General features: G+C 35.2%; 13 protein-coding genes. 7 read left to right on the top strand and 6 right to left on the bottom strand.

All coding sequences use genetic code 11. The annotated features are described in order from the left end of the window. Nucleotide 1 precedes the first annotated feature (1 nt). The 5 genes from BAA9072_RS14880 to BAA9072_RS14860 are packed head-to-tail and all read left to right on the top strand — an operon-like array spanning nt 2 to nt 9,408. Nucleotides 2-886, top strand: a complete 885-nt coding sequence (locus BAA9072_RS14880; RefSeq protein ID WP_201715477.1) for a hypothetical protein — start codon at nt 2-4, stop codon at nt 884-886. Then, on the top strand, nt 843-2,927 hold the full coding sequence (locus BAA9072_RS14875; protein ID WP_201715476.1) for a VirB4 family type IV secretion system protein: 2,085 nt from the start codon (nt 843-845) through the stop codon (nt 2,925-2,927). Before BAA9072_RS14880 ends, BAA9072_RS14875 begins: the two co-directional genes overlap by 44 nt. A 14-nt stretch (nt 2,928-2,941) precedes the next feature. Further along, complete coding sequence (locus BAA9072_RS14870) at nt 2,942-6,727, top strand: type IV secretion system protein (RefSeq protein ID WP_201715475.1); 3,786 nt, start codon at nt 2,942-2,944, stop codon at nt 6,725-6,727. Beyond that, nucleotides 6,727-8,724: a peptidoglycan DD-metalloendopeptidase family protein gene (locus BAA9072_RS14865; RefSeq protein WP_201715474.1), complete on the top strand. Its 1,998-nt coding sequence runs from the start codon at nt 6,727-6,729 to the stop codon at nt 8,722-8,724. The genes BAA9072_RS14870 and BAA9072_RS14865 overlap by 1 nt, the downstream gene beginning before the upstream one ends. Before the next feature lie 33 nt (nt 8,725-8,757). Continuing rightward, entirely contained in the window at nt 8,758-9,408 is a 651-nt protein-coding gene (locus BAA9072_RS14860) for a hypothetical protein (protein ID WP_201715473.1), read from the top strand. A gap of 74 nt (nt 9,409-9,482) precedes the next feature. Here BAA9072_RS14860 and BAA9072_RS14855 read toward each other — a convergent pair whose 3' ends face one another. Further along, nucleotides 9,483-10,196, bottom strand: a complete 714-nt coding sequence (locus BAA9072_RS14855; protein ID WP_201715472.1) for a hypothetical protein — start codon at nt 10,194-10,196, stop codon at nt 9,483-9,485. Beyond that, nucleotides 10,186-11,328: a hypothetical protein gene (locus tag BAA9072_RS14850; protein WP_201715471.1), complete on the bottom strand. Its 1,143-nt coding sequence runs from the start codon at nt 11,326-11,328 to the stop codon at nt 10,186-10,188. The genes BAA9072_RS14855 and BAA9072_RS14850 overlap by 11 nt, the downstream gene beginning before the upstream one ends. A 295-nt stretch (nt 11,329-11,623) precedes the next feature. On the opposite strand from BAA9072_RS14850, the gene BAA9072_RS14845 reads away from it, so the two are divergent. Further along, nucleotides 11,624-13,267 carry a putative bifunctional diguanylate cyclase/phosphodiesterase gene (locus tag BAA9072_RS14845; RefSeq protein WP_201715470.1) on the top strand — a complete coding sequence of 548 codons (1,644 nt, stop codon included), beginning with the start codon at nt 11,624-11,626 and terminating at the stop codon, nt 13,265-13,267. A 116-nt stretch (nt 13,268-13,383) separates the two neighbouring features. After that, a complete protein-coding gene (locus tag BAA9072_RS14840) occupies nt 13,384-13,554 on the top strand; it encodes a hypothetical protein (RefSeq protein ID WP_201715469.1) in 171 nt (56 codons plus the stop codon). A 260-nt stretch (nt 13,555-13,814) separates the two neighbouring features. Here BAA9072_RS14840 and BAA9072_RS14835 read toward each other — a convergent pair whose 3' ends face one another. The 4 genes from BAA9072_RS14835 to BAA9072_RS14820 all read right to left on the bottom strand — a co-directional run bounded on the left by BAA9072_RS14835 (nt 13,815) and on the right by BAA9072_RS14820 (nt 18,080). Continuing rightward, nucleotides 13,815-15,494, bottom strand: coding sequence for a hypothetical protein (locus tag BAA9072_RS14835; protein WP_201715468.1), 1,680 nt, complete (start codon nt 15,492-15,494; stop codon nt 13,815-13,817). An 81-nt stretch (nt 15,495-15,575) separates the two neighbouring features. Further along, on the bottom strand, nt 15,576-16,655 hold the full coding sequence (xerS, locus tag BAA9072_RS14830; RefSeq protein ID WP_201715467.1) for a tyrosine recombinase XerS: 1,080 nt from the start codon (nt 16,653-16,655) through the stop codon (nt 15,576-15,578). Between the two features lie 84 nt (nt 16,656-16,739). Continuing rightward, nucleotides 16,740-17,231 (bottom strand): hypothetical protein, encoded by a 492-nt coding sequence (locus tag BAA9072_RS14825; RefSeq protein ID WP_201715466.1) that lies wholly within the window; start codon nt 17,229-17,231, stop codon nt 16,740-16,742. A gap of 39 nt (nt 17,232-17,270) precedes the next feature. Next, nucleotides 17,271-18,080 (bottom strand): DUF3800 domain-containing protein, encoded by an 810-nt coding sequence (locus tag BAA9072_RS14820; RefSeq protein ID WP_201715465.1) that lies wholly within the window; start codon nt 18,078-18,080, stop codon nt 17,271-17,273. Nucleotides 18,081-18,780: the final 700 nt, after the last annotated feature.

Genomic DNA, 18,780 nt, shown 5'->3' with positions numbered 1-18,780 from the left:
AATGGACATAATAATCATGCTTGTAATTGGAGCAGGGTTATGGACCTTTTATAGGATCATGACAAAGGAGCCAATTCTACCCTGGGGGGAAAAGAAACATAAATCATCAACTGCAAATGTAAAAGGGAAAAAGAGCGTGGACTTCAATGAAGAAGAGGAACCAGATCTTTTTAGAGAGCTATTTTCGGATGTGAAAGAAATTACTCATCATATGATCCGATTCCAAAATAATAAGTTCGTTATGCTGTGCGAGGTGGATCCCTGCAATTACTTTCTATTAAGCAATGAAGAACAGGAACAAATTGATGTTGCTTTTGAAACCTGGCTTTCTCAAATAAATTATCCAGTTCAGTTTTATCTTCAGAATCGTTACATTGACTTAAGTGAGCCCATTGATCATATGAGAAAAACCATGAGAGATGAAGATGATTTGAATGAAAATGCTTATGAGTATGGAAATGCATTACTTGAAGAACTAGCAAAATGGCAGGCATCCTCACCAAGGTATGAAACTAAGCGTTTTCTGACTTTTACTTACATAGTAAATGAAAAAGATATTAAAGCAGACGACGATGAAGAGTTAGAAGAAAAAATCTTAGATAAAGCTTTCTCAGAATTATATAGAAGATTCAACACGGCAAAAAATTCTTTGAGAAAAGCGGATATGTCTGTTGAACTTCTGACTAATGAAGGAATTGCGGAGACATTCTACTGTGCTTTCAACCGTAGGAAAGCTGTTAAAAATAAATTTAAGGATTTAGGTATTCAAGAAAGTTTAGCTCTATATTGCACATCTGAGCAAAGTCAAAGTCGAATTGAAGCAGTAAAGGAGATGATTGAGAATGAAGAAAAAAGAGAAAATGACAAACTTAAAGAAGTCGGATAAGAAAAGTAAAAAAAGTGTAGATATTGATGCCAATAAAGAAATATTGACCCAAGAAGAGGTAAGGCCGGATTTTTGGACCATAGTCTCACCTGAAGGCTTAACTATTCAAAAAGAATTTTATGATTATGGAATCATTAAACAATCATTAGGAACAAAGACTTTTGCAAGGCCTTTTTATTTACCCCGGGATGGATACCCCCGAAAAATGCAAACTAATTGGTTATATTCACTAACTTCATCTGGTGAAATTGATGTGTTAGTTGATGTGCATAAAGTTAAGAAAAATGAAGCTCTAACTATGTTACAAAGACAAATCACCATGTTAAAATCCAACCTTACCTTTCAGCGCAAACGTGGAAATATCGATCAGGAACATGATCTACAAACCAAAATCCATGATACAGAGACTCTTATGGCAGAAACTCAATTCTCTGAAAACGACAGCTATTTAGTTGGTGTAATAGGAATGCTTTATGGACAAAGTGAAAAGGAATTGGATAAGTTTAGTGAGTTTGTTGAAGATGAAATGTCTGGATTGTTTTTTAAGCTTGCATCCACCTGGAGCCGCGTGAAAAAAGGCTTTCGGTCCGCCCTACCATTGGGGATAAATGAAATAAATGATTCATTACGCAATATGGATAGAAGAGCATTAAGTACATTCAGCCCATTTATTAGTGGAAGCGGTAAATTTAATGGCGGTATTCCGATCGGGAACAATAAAATCACCGGACAGAAAGAATTCTTTAATGCTTTCGGTAGCGAAGAATTCCGTCCTGATAATTACAATGCAGCAGTGTTCGGGACCAGCGGAAGCGGAAAAAGCTTATTGTTAAAACTTATGATTGCTCGTGAAATGATCGGGATGGGTGTCCATCAAGCAATCATTGATGTTGAAAATGAGTTTTCCAAGCTTACAAAACGACTTGGCGGGCTGAATCTAGACATATCTGAGGAGTCAAATATAAGAATTAACCCTGTGGCTCTTAATTATACAGATATACCACTTGAAGATGATGATGAAGAACTGGAGCTAGTGGACGAGGCGGATGATAAGGAAATAATTGAGAAAGAGGATGGAAAACGGTTTATTCGCTTTGTTGCCATAAGGGAAAAAGTCGGAGAGGTTATAGAATTCTTTGATATTATCGCTCGTGGGAAAAATTTGGAGGGTCAAGGGTTAGATGTTTTTGAAAGAAATTATTTAGAAGAGGCGATTAACGGAGTATTTGAAAAAATGAAGTTCACCTCTCATCCCAACTCATTATTTGAAAATCAAGCCAAGGAAGTTGATGGGCAGATTATTCAAAGCAGAGCAAGAAAGCCAGAGCCAACTATTACAGATATATATAATTATATAATTGAAAAATTTGAGAATGAGAAAAAAGCAGAAAGACTTATTGCAGTTATAAAACCTTATTTGAGAGATGGAAGTAAGCCAATATTTGATGGCCAAACTTATCTTGGAAAAGGAGTCACTACTGAGCTACACAAAGCAAGACTAATAAATTTCAATATCTCAAAGATGGAGACTGGTGGCCTTAGAGAAATTGCATATCATGTAATTCTTACTTTCTTATGGGAGCATTTTATTAAAAATGTAGAAAACGCTAATAAAAAGAAAATTGTATATGCAGATGAAGCATGGCAGCTAGTTGACTATGAAGCGACCGTTGATTTCTTAGAGCGAATGGCTCGACGCTCCCGAAAAAGAAACGCCGGCTTAAGAATTGCCAGTCAAGATTTTGTGAGAATCCTTGAAAGTAGAAAAGCCCGGGGGATTCTACAGAACACCTACACGTTTATCTTTTTAAAACAAAACAAAATCGATCTTAAGAAGATTAAGGAAAACTTTGATTTATCTGCGGGAGAATTAGGGATTTTATTTGGAAAACCGGACAAAGGTGAAGGTATTTTAAGACATGGAAAGTCGTCAGTTTGGCTGAGAACAGATCCATCGGATGAAGAACTTGTCTTTGTAGAATCCAATTCTGCTGTATTAGAAGAATTAAAAAGAAAACGGAAGTTACAACTACAAAGATAGGTGGTGGGTAAACAATGTTAGGCTCAATTGGTGATAAGCTTGGTGACATTCTCGGTTCACTTTTCGCGACCATGTGGGAATGGTTAGTCAGTCCCTTTATGCAATTAAAATCATTAAAGGCTTGGGTATTTGGAAAGGATAAATCACTAACTTCCGACTTAGTATACGGGACATTCTCCACGGACGAATTAACTACCATTTGGTGGCCAGGCTATTTAACTATATTAACTGTTGCTGGTTCTCTTTTCGTTCTTGCTGTTGTTTTGCACGGGATGAGAATACAGACCGCTGCCGTTAATCCAAGTGCAAGGGGAGCATTAATAGAGTTCATTAAAGACCTAGCAATTGTAGGAATTTGTTTATTCAATCTTCCTGCAATAATGGGACTCGTATTCGATCTCAATATGGGGTTAGTTGGAATATTTGAGAATGACTTTGAAGCTGTTAAATTACAAGATAAGATGGATCCCTCTAATGATAGTGTTCTTGGAGATATTTTAATGGGGCTAATGTTACTGGGATTAAGTTTCTGGGCGAATTTTTATTACATGATGAGGAAATTCACTTTAATAATCTTAATGATATTCGCTCCATTAATGGTCGTATTCTTTCTCTTCCCAAAACTCAAAGGAATTACAGCTGGATGGATGAAAGAATTTGTTGGAACGGTGTTTATTCAATCAATTCATGCAGCTTGTTATTGGATAATGACTATATTTGCAACATCGACAGCAACGGGAATTGAAACTATTATTCTATATTTAATCTTTATTCCTGTTGGTGAATCTTTAAGGGGCCTTCTTGGACTAGGTGGGGGAATGCACAATAACATGTCCAAAGCAGGAGCGATGATGGGTATGTCCGCCCTAGCTGGTATTGCCGGGTCAGTAAAGGGTGCTCTTGGTGATCAATCCGTATCAGGAGCTTTAAAAGGTATGTATAATGGCGTAAAAGATAAAGCAAAAGGCCAGGGTTCTACAGAAGTAGATGGCAACCCTACAATTGCAGGTAACACGGGAACCGATACAGGATCTACATCAGTTGCAGAGAAAATGCTCAAGGCTGGCGAAATTTCAAGTAAAATGGGTAAAGCCGTTCTTGGTTCAGCTGGAAGTGTAGCAGGTTCTGTAATGGGGCCAGTTGGAGCTATTGCGGGGGCTTCTGGTGGAGCACTACTAGGTAGTGCTGCTGGGGGTACTATAGGTAGAGTCGGTGCTTTGGCTGGAGAAGGTATTAAAGACCGAATGAGAAAAGGAAAAGAAGGTTGGAATAATGCAGGAAAAGACTTAGACTTCGATCAAGAAGAAGACATTGTTTCAAAAATGGCTGACGATAGTACGACCGAGTGGGCTAGTAAAAATCGGGAAGGCTTTATGAAGGACATGAAGAAACGATTCCCAGATGCGCATCAAAGTGAGCTTGAAGCAAAATGGCAAGATAAGTTATCTGCAGTAAAAGATCAAGAAACCTCGAAAGCTAGACAAGATTGGGAGAATCTAAAGGAAAAAGGTTCATCTACGGATATTGCTAATAAATCTGCTGAAGCAATGACAAGTACCTGGGCAGCACAGAATAAAGAAGATTTTATGAAACAGTACTCAAAAGACAATCCACCTACCAAACAATTAGAATCCCTTCCGGAAGATGAGCAAAAAGAATATCAAAAACAAAGATCCAAAGCGTGGGATGATAAAGTAGGTCAAAAACAATCAGAATTTATTGCGGCTGCTCAGTCAAAAGCAGACAACATGACTAAAGAGTGGGCTTCTCAAAATAAAGAAGATTTTATGAATCAATATTCTAATGAACAGCGATCTGAAAAACCATTTGAGGCAATGACCGAAGGAGAACAAAAACAGTACAATGTCCAAAAAGGAAAGGCATGGGAAAATAAAGTTGCTCAAAAGAAAGCAGATTTTCTTAAGGCAGCTTCTACAAACGCAGACAACATGACTAAATCCTGGGCTGATGAAAACAAAAAAGATTTCTTAAATGGATACGATAGTAATAATCTTCCTTCTCAATCCTTAAATGACATGACAGATAGTCAGAAAACTGCTTACAATGAACAACGTGCTGAAGCATGGAATAATAAAGTGGCTCAAAAGAAAGCTCAATTCCAACAAGCTGCTCAGTCTACTGTACAAAGCATGACGGGCACAAAAGGAAATTCTGCAATAAGTAAGCAAGACTTCGCGGCCAACTTTGCAAATAAGGTTGCTGGTATTGAAAGAGCAGAGATTAAAGAAAAAAATCCTAATGCTTCTAAAGAAGAAATTGAAGTGGAATATAAAAATTCAGATACAAAAAGAAAAGCTTATGTGGAATCAATTAATGAGGCTTCAGAAAAAGCATCAAGTTTTGCTATGCCAAACAACAAAGTTAATACGATGGGTGTGGCACAATATGTGGCCAATAATAAGACAGCAAAACAGAAAGAACAGTTTATATCAGCACAAGAATCGCAAGGTATTTCTAGAAATGATGCTATATCACAATGGAAAGATAAGGAGCCAGAGGTAAGAAATCAAAACTTTAGTCAAGCAATGAATAATTTATCTGCAAATGTACCCCTTAAAAGTGCGGTTGTCGGTACTATGAGCAAAGCAAAGCTAGGTGGAATAACGAAGTTTGCAATTCAGTCAGCTGGTGCTGTAGGAGGCGCTACCGGTGTTAGTTCAGCAACAAGCTTCGCTACTAACATTGGTAAAAATATTGGCAATTCAATAGGTCAAATAGGTGCTGCTGGAGCATTGGGATGGTCAGGTGCAACTGAAATAGGAGCATCTACTGCAATAGCTCAAGTCGCGACACGTGCTACAGGTGCAGCTATTGCGGTAGGGAAAGAAACTGGATCTCAATTCAAAAATCAAGTAGGCCAGATTCGTTCAGGCTTGACGTTTGATAATGGAGATGTAGTTGCTAAACAACAGTCCTTTAGTAATAAAGTAGGCTATGTCGGGGGAGTTATTGCCGGAGATAAGGGTTATCAAGTGGGCTCCAAACTAGCAACTAAGATTAACCCATATAACAATGCGGTTAATTCAAAAATTAATGAACCTCAAGAAGTTATGCATCTTGCTCAAAAAGTAATTGGAGATAATGGAACTGAGCAGATTGCAAATGGTGCCGTTAGAATGGTCACTTCAAATAACGAATCATACATTCAAGTTCGAACTCGTACTGGTCAGTTACAGACTGTTTCCAGAATGGGGCGAGGGGATAGTGGACTTAAACAGGGTGAAGTAGTTTACCAAGATTTAAATGTACAAGATGGTGCTTTCGTTCAAAACAAAATTAATGGTTCCCAAACAAGTGCGTATAAGCTTGATTCAGCGGGTGCTAAAATTCCTTTTAATCGTACAATCAATGTAAATCCCAACCAAATACTTGGAAATAGAGCGCCAAAAGGTGTTCAAGCTGTTAAACAAATGCAACCATATAATCAACAAGTGGACGCAGGACAATTCAACTTAGACGATCTTAGAAAAAATAGTATGGTTGAGAAAATTCAGCTAGTTGTAAATAGTGGGAGTAGCTATGTACAAGCTAAAGCACCGGATGGCGAGACTTATCGAGTAAGTAAAATCATGCAAGGGGATGCTCGTTTAGGTTCTAATGAGGTTAAACAAAATTTAAGTCTTCGTAACCGCAAATTAGTAAAAGAAGATTACTTTATTGAGGATGAACCTTATACATCTAGCATTGATCCAAATGAATTAATTCCTCCACAGCCAAACAAGAGGTTTATGGCAAGGCGTGATAGTGATAGAGGTAGGTTTAAAGGGGTGTCCATCTAATGGGCATTCCTCAAAACCAAGATCCTCAACAGCAGGAACAACAAGAAAATAGTGCGGTGAAATTAGGTAAGAACTTTGCCAAAAAGAAGGTTAAACAAGCTGGAAAGAAAGCGGCCAAAAAAGTAGCTAAAAAGGCAGCCGCTTTAGCAAAGAAGGCACTTAGTGCAGGCCTTAAAGCATTAGCGAAATTATTAGTAAGCCTAGTGGGTACCATAGGGGTCCCTACTATATTAACTGTGGCGGGTATCATCTTACTAATTGTTATCATCATGTTTGTTTACAGCAGTTTCTTTGGAAGTGGTACTGATTTAAAGGGGGAGGATCAAGAACTCTATGAATACATGATTAAGGAATTAGATAAAACGATTGATACCTCACGTCCCGAGCAAGCACAATATAGGATACCTCCAGAGCTTCTAGCAGCTGTAGTCCAATCAGATTTCATGATGAAAGAGTACGAAGGTAAGGAAAAAGAACTGATTCGAAAAATGGCTCAAGCTTTAAAACCTACTTTTGAATATGAGGACTTCAATGAATACACTGAAATATATACCGAAACCTGTGAAGAAGGGAAATGTTCGAAAACTAAAGTTAAAAAGAAAGATCATTATGTAAAGAAAATTACATACGTTGATGCCTGGAATGGTAATGCAACCTATGAATATGATGGGAAATTATCCGATTGGGAAGGTACTCTTTCAACTCATAATGAAACGCGTTATAAAATGGAGAAAGTAAAATTTTATAAGAATTGGGATGAAGAAAGAGGATATTTTGATCCTTATTGGGCTTGGGTCCCGGTACCTCATGAAGTCAAAATCGAGACGTATGATTATTCAAGAAAAATGACATTTGAACAAACTACAGTACAGCAAACTGAAGATTATTCTACTTTTGATTCCATATTAAATCAATATGGGTTTAGTGAACGTGATAAAAAGATGGTTGAAGCCCTATATGAATTTAGTGGTGGCTCAATTGGTTATACTGAGTGGCTAAGTGGAAGCGGATTTGGTTTTAGTGGTGGGGGGTTTCAAGGAACTGTTATTCCAGGTGGAAATGTTCCGGCTCAATTTATGGAGTTCTATCGAAAGGGAGAAAAAGCTTTTGGGGTTGACTGGTATACATTAGCTGCCATTCACTTTGTAGAAACATCTTTTTCTGACTCTCAAAACCCTTCTAATGTAAGCGTAGTAGGTGCAATCGGTCCAGTCCAATTTATGCCACTTACATGGCTGGGATGGTCCGCTAGTGCAGACTTTGGTGGAACAAGGTTAGGTAATGCTAGTATACCTACAAGTGTACTTACAGATCCCAGCAAAATAAAAAAATATGGTGGATATGGTTTAGATGGAAATGATGACGGAAAAGCCGATCCTTGGTCAGTAGCTGATAGTATGTACTCGGCAGCTTCTTATCTTGCAAAGAACGGATATGGAAGCGACAAGAGGAAAGCGATATATGCATATAATCACGCAGAATGGTATATCGATAAAGTTCTAAAGTATGCTGAGATGTTCCACCTTGCAGCAACTTATCAACCAGGAGAAGGTATGCCTTCTATTCCTGTAGGAGAGATTATGGCTCCAGCTACAGGTAGAATCTCAACGAATTATGGTTGGGATACCCTTAATGGAAAGAAAAGGTTTCACTATGGTTTAGATATTGGTCTAGGAGGCCGGGGAAATGTGCCGGTAGTAGCATTTGCAGATGGAACAGTGAAAAAAGCTTATCTATCAGGCTCATATGGTAATTGTATAATCATCACCCATAACATAGGAGGGCAACCTATAGATTCTTTATATGCCCATTTACAAAATAGAAATGTAGTGACTGGCCAAAAGGTAAAGAAAGGGACCTTCTTAGGGTATATGGGAAATACCGGACAATCATTTGGGGCGCATCTACACTTTGAGCTTCATAAAGGAAGTGGATGGAATGCAGCTAAATCAAATAGTTTTAATCCGCTTGAAATGGTTCAAATTCCTTCTTCTTAACAAAAATATTTAAATAAGGAAGGAGATAATTTTTTGAGACAAGAAGCCAAGATCGCTATTTTAATAACCGTCATTATAGTTATTATTAGCGGTCTTTTCTTTGTAAAATATATACAAAAAAATGAAGAACCGGTATCAATTAATGTTACTCAGGCCAAAAAAGAAATGAAGGAAGAATTAAAGGATAGAGAGCTTTTACTCCAAGCTGCTGAGTCTGTTCCACAAGAGGAACATGTTGGAGTTCTAGAATTTAAAGACCCATCGTCTGAAGGAATGCAACCGACCATTGAAGGAACAATAGAGAGGTTTTCAGCTAGTCTTTCATTAAAGAATCAAAGTCAATTTCTTCAGGCTTTTGATCCTCAGGTAATGAATGATAGCTTAATAGCCGCCCAAAATGTAAATAATCATGAAGTGATTTCAGAGTTTATGGCTGGTATTGATAGAAATGGGATTAAAAGCATGGAGATCGAGAAGAAGACGGGGATGTTTGGGGAGCAAAACACTGCGACGCTCTACATTGTATATAAAGATAAGTATAGAACTAGTGTCAATCTTGAATTCAGCCAGGCAGATGCCCACTTTCATGATGCTGATAGCCCAAAGGGGCAATACTTAATAACAACACTTATACAGAACATTATTAGACAAATAAATGATAACCTTCAAGAAGTGGATGATTAAAAAAGCACATGCCTCTCTCATAAGCAAGTATGAGGCAGGTGCTTTATTTATTCATTTGTTCTACGTCCAGGTCATTAATGAAGGATTTCTCCCTTTGCCTTTCTCCAGGATCCATAACGACGATAATATGTTAGTGATGTTGGTAAATTGTTTTCTTTGGCAAAACTATCCCATTTTTTTGAGGTAGTGAAGTACTCTCTATATCTAATGGCAATTTCTGAAAGTTCTTCGGTTGAATAATTACGTTTTGAGTTAATGAAGGGTTTCATTTCTTCATAAGATAAGTGCTTTCTAATCGTTTGATAAATTGGAAGGGAATGTTCATTAGCGTATTTATCCCATGATCGAGGATTCTCATATTCTTTCCCATGTTCTGTTAGAACATCGATGATTTGCTTCTTTGTATAGACATTAGTTTCTCTAACAGGAGACGCTCGTGGCAATTCAAGTTGGCTCTTAATATTAGACCATTTCCCCAGGTTTTTTATTAAAGTATCCGAAGTAGGGAGGGCATATTGCTTAGCAAATGAATCCCACTTTCTAGCAGAGATTAGTTGTTCTCTATATCTGTTAATAATCAGTGACAATTCTTTATTACTGTATCTATTTTTACGTGGAAAATTAAAATGAGATAAAACATTTTTCCAATTTGAATATACGGTAATGATTTCACTAACAGAAGGAAGATCATCTTCACATTTAGAGATGTAATCTTCCCATTCCATTGGTGATTTTAAATGCTTTTGATGCGCTTCTAATACCTGGTATAACCGTTCTTTAGTATACATAGAGGTTGTGGCTCCTAACCGTAGATTCCTCTCCCTTGATAGCTATATCAAGCATTTCTTCGTCATACATTAACTCTAAAACATCAGCATGAGTAGCATTCAAAGCTTCAAAGTAGTTTTGAGCGCTTTCAAAATGCTCAGGATTCTCGGTGCTTTTCATCTTTCTTCTACAGTGCTCTCGTTCAAGAATGTACCTTCTATTAGCACTTCGGGTATATGACTGGATTTCATTATCATTATTGATACGATAAAAGATTTTTTCTATGTTTTCATCATGCTTTTTAACAATTATGTGGAATCTGGATAATGAAATATATTCGATAACAAGGGGGGTTCTAACAAAATCTAGTTCATTTTTACCTTTTTTAGTAAATTTAATTTCAATACAAGAGATATTATTTTCGTCTTTGTTAATTTCATACCTTTCTTCATGAGTAAGATATATTCCTCTATAAAAGGGGGAGGGTAATAAAATATACATTCTAAATTTCTCACTGTTCCATTCTTTTACCAATCCTATCAAATAATCTTGATCATCTTTCATATATAGTCTATTTAAACGTTGTAAAGCTAATTCATTTGTAATGTCTTGACTATCTTTAGATACAAAATGAGACTCCTGATTTTTCATATAATTATAGGTTTCTTGCCGATTAGATTTCCTATCTTTAATATCCTTTATAAAATTTAACGGACTAGCAATAAAAGAAACTGCATTTACAATAATTAATACAGGTATTGTTATTGGAGAAGTAATTATCCAGAAGAAGGCTATCCCTATTTTTTCAGCTATTTTCTCTCCTTGTTCCCCCTTAAACATTAACATCACTGTCCAGAGGAAGAGTGTATATAACACCATGGCCGCCAATAGAAATATTAATAAGATAACAATAAAACCAAATATACCAATAAATACATTCCAAGCAGTTAAACTTCCTGTATCGGTGACAAGATTAAATTTATATGCTAAGTTCACTAAGCCAATAGAGTTAAAAAATGGCAAGAGTAAAGAATCCCAATAGACAGCTCCTAAAATGATCAACCCTACACCAATTAAACCCCAAAGACCAGTTTGCTTTCCTCTATCATAAGACATTTTGGCTTCAGCAAGCCACAGAAGATCTCTCAACATAATAACACACCCTATCTCGTCTAATTTATATTTGAAATACAATTATTATAACAAGTTGTACTACTTATGTAATAATTTTATCAACATTACCATTGTTTGTCAATGGATTAACGTTGTTATAATAGGCTTTTCTAGAGTAATGAAACTAAATATTGTACATAGCGATTTTTGACTATATAATAATATGTATAAAATGCCAAAATTTATAATTTATATAAGCAGATGGGACACCCCACGTATAAAGCTATAAGCTTTTTCCGTGCGGTGTCTTTTTGCTTTCATAAGGAGTGAAACTGTGTCTGTTGTAAATCGGATTATGATTCTTTTTAGTTTAATCGTTGTATCCATCATCAGCGTTAACACCATTATGACATTTCTTTTTGTGAATGAACCGATCTATATTTCTATTGTCACTTCTATTTTAATATTTAGCATTGGTTTTTTGTTTTCAAGGCGGATAATGAGACCTTATATACAAGCTGCCGAACACCTTAAAAAGTACAGTGGGAACATTATAACGAGTGCCGAAGATCCTCTTAGGGAAGAAGATTTTATCCAGGTTCATGTTAAAGAAGTCTTATCCGCTGCCAATTCTAATCGTAATGAATTAGAAGCAAGTAAAAAAATAATAGCTCATCAACAACATCACGATATATTAACCGGCCTTCCCAATCGACATTACCTCAATACATATATATCGGATGCTTTAAACACACTTTTATATCAAAATGATATTTCACTAGTATTTATCGATATTGATCGATTTAAAGATATTAACGATACAGAAGGTGATCACGCCGGAAATATGATTTTAAAAGAATTAGCTCAATGTTTGAAAAGTTCTTTCGGAAAAGAGCACTTTATAGCCAGACAAAGCGGAGACGAATTTAGCTTAGTGATAAGTAATTCAAGTAGAAAAGAAGTCGAAGCTATAGCACGTCGAGTAATGGAACAATTGGAAGAGCCATTTACTTATGCTGGGCGAGATCACTATATCAGATGTTCAATTGGTATCAGCCATAGCGAAGCAAATAATCCGAATATCGCACTACAGAGACATGCAGACCTGGCACTAGGGGAAGCTAAGAATAACGGAGGAAATCAATATATTCATTACCATGTTGAAATGGAAGAATCTAAAAGAGAACAAATTGAAATTGAACGACGATTACGACAAGCTTTAGAGTTAAATCAAAGTCAGTTCCATGTCTATTATCAGCCTAAAGTTCAAACCATGACAAAGCAAATAGTAGGGGTAGAAGCATTAGTTAGATGGAATGAACCCGATTTAGGGATGATTAGTCCGGGGGTTTTTATACCGATTGCTGAGCAAGCTGGCCTGATTAATATGATATGGGAAGTAGTAATGAATGAGGCATGTAGTCAAATAATAGAATGGAATAATCTATACGGAAAAGCTATTCCTGTTTCGGTAAATTTTTCAGCTACTCAATTTATGTATGATGATTTGCTTGTAGAGAAAGTGAAGGATATCCTTTATAAATATGACATGCCACCTAACTTACTTGAAATAGAAATAACAGAAAGCGTCTTATTTTCAAAGGACTCTTCGGATAAGCTAAGGGAATTTGAAGATATGGGGATTAAAATTGCAGTCGATGATTTTGGTACCGGATATTCCTCACTAAGTTATTTAGTGGACTTACCCATTCATACAATTAAATTAGATAAGAGCTTTATTCAAATGATACAGAAAGACTGGAAAATAGGAGAAGTTGCTTCCGCTATCATTAAGCTGGCTCATAGGCTTAATCTTAATGTAGTTGCTGAAGGAGTAGAAGACGAAATGCAGTTAAGTTACTTAATAGAATTAAAGTGTGATGTGATCCAAGGGTACTATATTGCTAAGCCTCTTTCTTCAAGTGAATTTAGGAAATCTTTTATTATGGATACGCTGCCTAGAGAAATTGAAGCATGAGCCACTGAGTTTGCTCAATCTTATTGAATGAAAAAACAGATCTGGACAATGAGTAAGTTCATTTAAGCATGGTATGATGTAATTAAGTGTAATCTTTCGATAAGGGGGCCAAAGGTTTGAACAAAATTGTTCTGTATTGGAGAATTGTATTTATCTTCGCATTGGTCTTACTATTTCTTTTTCAATATATTAGTCTATCGATTTTTTTAGCTACTGTAGTTGGTATTATCTTTTTTTACGGTATTCCATCGCTCGCAAACAAGCTGAGACAATCGAAGAGAGAATAGATTTTAAAGAGGAATGGAAAACGGTTTTAATTATAAATTCAATATTGAGATATCTATAATAGGCGTAAAAATTTCGCTATTAGCAATTACAAGGTTACATCAAGAATACAGATTGGTCTTTGTGTTTGTATGCATCTTGGACGGTTTGTGCTTAAATGAAAGGAATACATTAGAGTATCACCAAAGAACAATCAGAATTAGATAAAGACCACCAAATGAGATATTATTTCTCATCATTTGGTGGTCTTATTTAATAATTTTTATTTATTAAATGATTTTTGTCTTTGATAATTTAAATAGAGCATACCGATAATAATTAATCCCCATAAAGCTACTGTATATCTAAGTGGATGCATTTCGACATAAGGACCTATGAAAGGAATATTAATGAGTATATCGTTAACTATGAATTTTAATCCTCTATAACTTAGCAGGACTGTTAGTAGAGAAGTCACAACATAAATAAAGGATTCATTTCTTTTAATTTGGAAATCCCTTTGTTTATCTATATCATCTTTTAGATCAATAAATAAATTTTCAACTTTCTCTAATAAAGAATTTGTATTAGTTTTATCCAATAAATTTTTATAGAGTTCTTTTGGACTTCCATCAGCTTGAAATAGAGATTCTTCATTGTATTTTAATCTGATAAGACTCATATCTTGCTTTACTTTATTATAGTCAGAAAGGGTGTTGTAGCTGTTGGAGTTTAAATCCTCTAAAACTTTTCGTAGAAAGAATTTTTTTATAAATGTTAACTCATAAAACCTCAAATATTCAAACATATATTTCCAGGTTAATTCTTTATACAGATTATTTAACTCTTCCTCGTACAATTTTTCTTTTTTTAATGCTTTTTCTTTATCTTTTAGATAATTAACAGCTATTGGGGAAAATAACATATGGTTAATTGATAATATACCAGTATGGCCATTAGCGTAAAAATGCATATGCTTATGACTGGCAGTCAAAGCTTTTTCCAAAGATTGGTCCATATCTTTAGTGGAAAAATGCTTTACATAATCAGCCGGACTATTTTTTAATAAGGAAAAGTAATAGCTTTTGTTTAGGCTTATAAACTGAGAATGTTCTAGGTTTTTATGTGGGTTAAAATCCCCCAAGACCCAGGAAGTTTGTTTGAACTCGGGATTGGAGAAAAAATTTGCTGAGCAAATATGTTTGATTAGGTCTTCATAATAAACAGTAACGTCCTTAATTGTAACAGAATCTTTCCTTTCTTTTTTCCAATAGTCCTTTGACTTGTATTCTTTTTGTTTAGGGTAAAATTCAGCATAATCAAAGTTGATAATTGAAGGGGGTTCCGTACCAACCTTACCTACTGAACTTTCAGTAAAAGATATCATAATATTGATAGTTAATATACCGTCTCTATATACAGTTACTAGGATTGTTGGTTCAACAAATTCCCCATCTATTTTAGCAATAAAAGGGAATAGGGTAAACCTTGCCTGGTTAAGTATTTTATCTTTTTTTAAATAGGATAGATCCGTTTTTTGAATATATTCTTCTGTATCTAAAGCCAAATTATGAATATGACGCTCTACAGGATTAATCATATGATTAATCGCAAAAGTTTGCCCATCTTCACTATATAGCTCTTTATGATAATAATAATCATCCTTAACCTCCTGTTTGAATGCAAACTGAACGTCTTTCGGAGGATATTTTGAGATATTAGGATCAAACACTGAATAAGAAAAGCCCTGGAGGCTTTTTTCTTTATGAGGAACCTGTCTCGTATAATAACTTTGCTTAATATTTAGATATTTCGCAAACCTCTTGTTTTCTATCCCTTTCTCTTGGGATACATCTATATAGCCAAGATAAGCGTATGATTTTTTAATATTTTTAATTATGTTATCAAACTCTTCAGGAGGAAAAGTCATTATTGTGTATTGATTAAATATTTTATAGAACAAATTATTGTCTCCCTTCGTACAATAAAGTAGGAGATAACAAAGAGATTATTGAAATCCTTATCGACCTACATTAAAGCGCTACTAATCATCTAAATTATCAATGGCCTGCTGAGCCTGGGCTTCAGTTGTATTTACATATAGACTAGAAGTCTCCGTTGAGGTATGACCTAATTGCCGCATAAGATCATAAACGGAATTCTTCTTTGCGTACTCAGTGGCAAAAGAATGCCGCATTTTATGAGGAGATAGCTTTTCATCCCTATAGGATTCTGTATACTTCATTATCAGTTGTTGAATAGCGCGTACAGAAAGCGGTTGTGCGGTTCCTTTATAATTCGTAAGGAAATAGTATTTGTTACCCTCTTTTGCCTTGTAACGGGTGTTTCTGACGCGCTTATACTCTTCTAAATAGGGGAGGGCGAACTTGCGGAAGAACACCGTTGCTTCTTTACTACCTTTTCGAAGGACGGAAAGCTTTCTCTTTTTCATATTTACAGAAGAAAGGGAGAGGTTTGCCAATTCACTTACCCGGATTCCAGAAGCGAGAAGAAGGGCGATAATAGCGAGGTCCCGCTCGTGATCACGTTTATAATATGCCAGCTTTTGTTTTTGCTCTTGTACCGCAGCAGGGTAATCAAATGCTACAAAGTTAATAAAATCTTGAATTTCATTTCCGTGAAAGATTTTCTCACTTATCCGCTCGGCCCTTGCATCCAATGTTTCAGTATTCTTCTTCATTTTGACTTTAGCCATAACATTTCTATAGAAATAACACTCACCCTCATCATCTTCAGTTCTTTCAGTTAAGAACTTGAATAGGGACTTAAGGGAGCTCTTTTTTCGATTAATCGACTCATCCTGTAACTCCTGATCGATCGCCAGGTAAGAAAAGTAGGAATTCGCTTCCTGCAACTTAAGTTTTTCAAGTGTATCAAGAGAGATATCCTTAATATGACCAACCTTTGCAATACCCTCAGCTTTCAACCAATTAAAAAATTTCTCAAAATCATGAAAGTAACCCAAAAGGGTAGAAGGAGATACGTTTCCTGAAAACATATCATCCTTGTATTCTTCGATGTAAGGGGGGAGGTTTTTTAATTTTTCCTCTAGTTTAACTTTATGGAGGCGTTGCTGCCTGGTAAGTCGTTCACGTTTAGCCATTAAATGAAACACCTCTCTAAATGTTGAATTTTGTCGAATCTATGCGTGATAGACAATTTTAACGAACACATGTTCTTTTATTTATTATCTATGTTCCGGTTTATTATTAAATCTTTTTGCTTTTAGCTTTGTTCTTCCTTCGCTTAATAAATGATATAACCCTAATAAGGTGGCGGCTGTAGCGAATTCAACGTAAAATTGTCCATTATTAAGTATGTAAAAGATTTGTTCAGAAGCTGATAAAGATTGTTTTTCTAATCTGTCTAATAGGGGGATCAGTTTAATACAAAACCCATAATAAAAAACATATACTAAAACTCCTATTAGAATTGAGTAAGTAGCTATAAACGATACTATATCGTTTACAAAAGAAAGGAAATTCGCCCATTTCCTTTCAACCTCTTTGTTAGGGTTATGGGGTGCTTTCAAAGTTAAGTGTGTAATAAAGCTGCCGGCAAATATACCAATTAATACAGCGGCCCAAATATTCATACCTACTATCTGTAGGATAATTGGAAGGAGTATCAATATATAAACGAGAAGAACAAGATACACAATGATTGTTTTATTTTTCATATATTAACCTCAGTATTTTTATATTGGTATTTAAATAAATCAAAAGTTTTCTATGTTTGAATTTATAAAAATATTTAGATAGCTATCGAAATTGACTTCAACTAGCTCGTGAGCGATGCCCCATTCATAATATTTAATCCGGCTAAGGAATGTGCTGAAAGCTGGTTCCGCCTTAAGTAAAGAAATAATTAAATTATTCTTTTCTCTTGTTGAACGGGTAGTCGATTCTTCATTACGGATGATACTGCGAACGATCCCTAATAATATATCCGTAATTTCTATTCCGACTTCAGTTTGTTTGGGTAAATAATCAACTTCTTTAATCGTGAATCTTTCACCTCTATAAATTGATTGTATGTTTAATTGCTGAAATAGCTGAGTCCTTAAGTCATATTTATTATTATGATATTGTGAATCATCCTCAATAAAAATTTGAGTATCAAGATGAACATGAGAACCGTATCCACGTAATAAACCATAAATTATGCGTTCAGGAAACTTCATGAAAATTGTTTGATCAGCAATATCCGGATACATACTAGCTAACTTTTTTGAGTTTTGCTCAATTTTAGATTGATTGTATGAAATTATGTTCATTGTTAATAGTCTTTCATCTTTAAGAATTGTACGTAATATCTTCCAAATTTGATTCCTTTTTTTACTATCACCGTTATAATCGGTCCAATGGAGTTTTGATGTTTTTATGATCTGGTTGAGTTCCTGTACAGCAACTGAACTGTAATATTGTGACGGAATGAGTAAACCTGCCATCAAGTGTGGATGCTTTTGGTTTTTACCGCTTTCGTCAAAGAAAACTTTTATGGAATGGTTAGAAAATGGTTGCTGCATATAAACGCCTCTTTACAACTTTATTTTTTTAGTGGATAATGCTATTATAAATATTACTAAGTAATATATTGGGGTATAGTAATACATAACTTGTTGCGCCATATAATTAGCGACACGTTATTTATTACTTTGGTGTACTACTCACTGTGCCAATAATTAACGGTGCGTAGCGCTAATACCTAAGTAAAAGGACTAGAAATAATTTCTAGTCCTTTTATTATAGCAAACATATATTCTCTTGGTCTACTTATATACGCATTAAATTACTATTTCACGCATAGATTGGTAGATATGTAGTATGGTATAGTAACCTCCCCTTTGTATTATTGTTAAAGACTATTAAAGTTATGACATGCGTATTTAAGTTATAACATAAATAATTAAAATGTTATTTGGTTATTATAGTCCCAACATCAGGATAATTACTCCTTTCAATAACTCCGGTATTAGTCCGGAGTTATTTTTATTCAAAAATTCAAACTTAATATCGTTGATAGGTAACAAAACAACTTAAAAATAGCCGTTTACCATTATTTGAGCAAAAGAAAAGGCCAAGATTATAATATAATTCTCCTAGACTAACATAATTAAATGGGACAATATAAAACACCTCCGAAATGGTACACTTATTACAAGTACTGAAAACGGAGGTGTTTTTGCATGGGCAAAAACGTATATTCAAGTGAGACGAAATGGGCCG

Source organism: Rossellomorea arthrocnemi (assembly GCF_904424705.1).
In the GTDB taxonomy this organism is placed as follows: Bacteria; Bacillota; Bacilli; order Bacillales; family Bacillaceae_B; genus Rossellomorea; species Rossellomorea arthrocnemi.
This window is presented reverse-complemented; position numbering and strand designations above follow the sequence as displayed.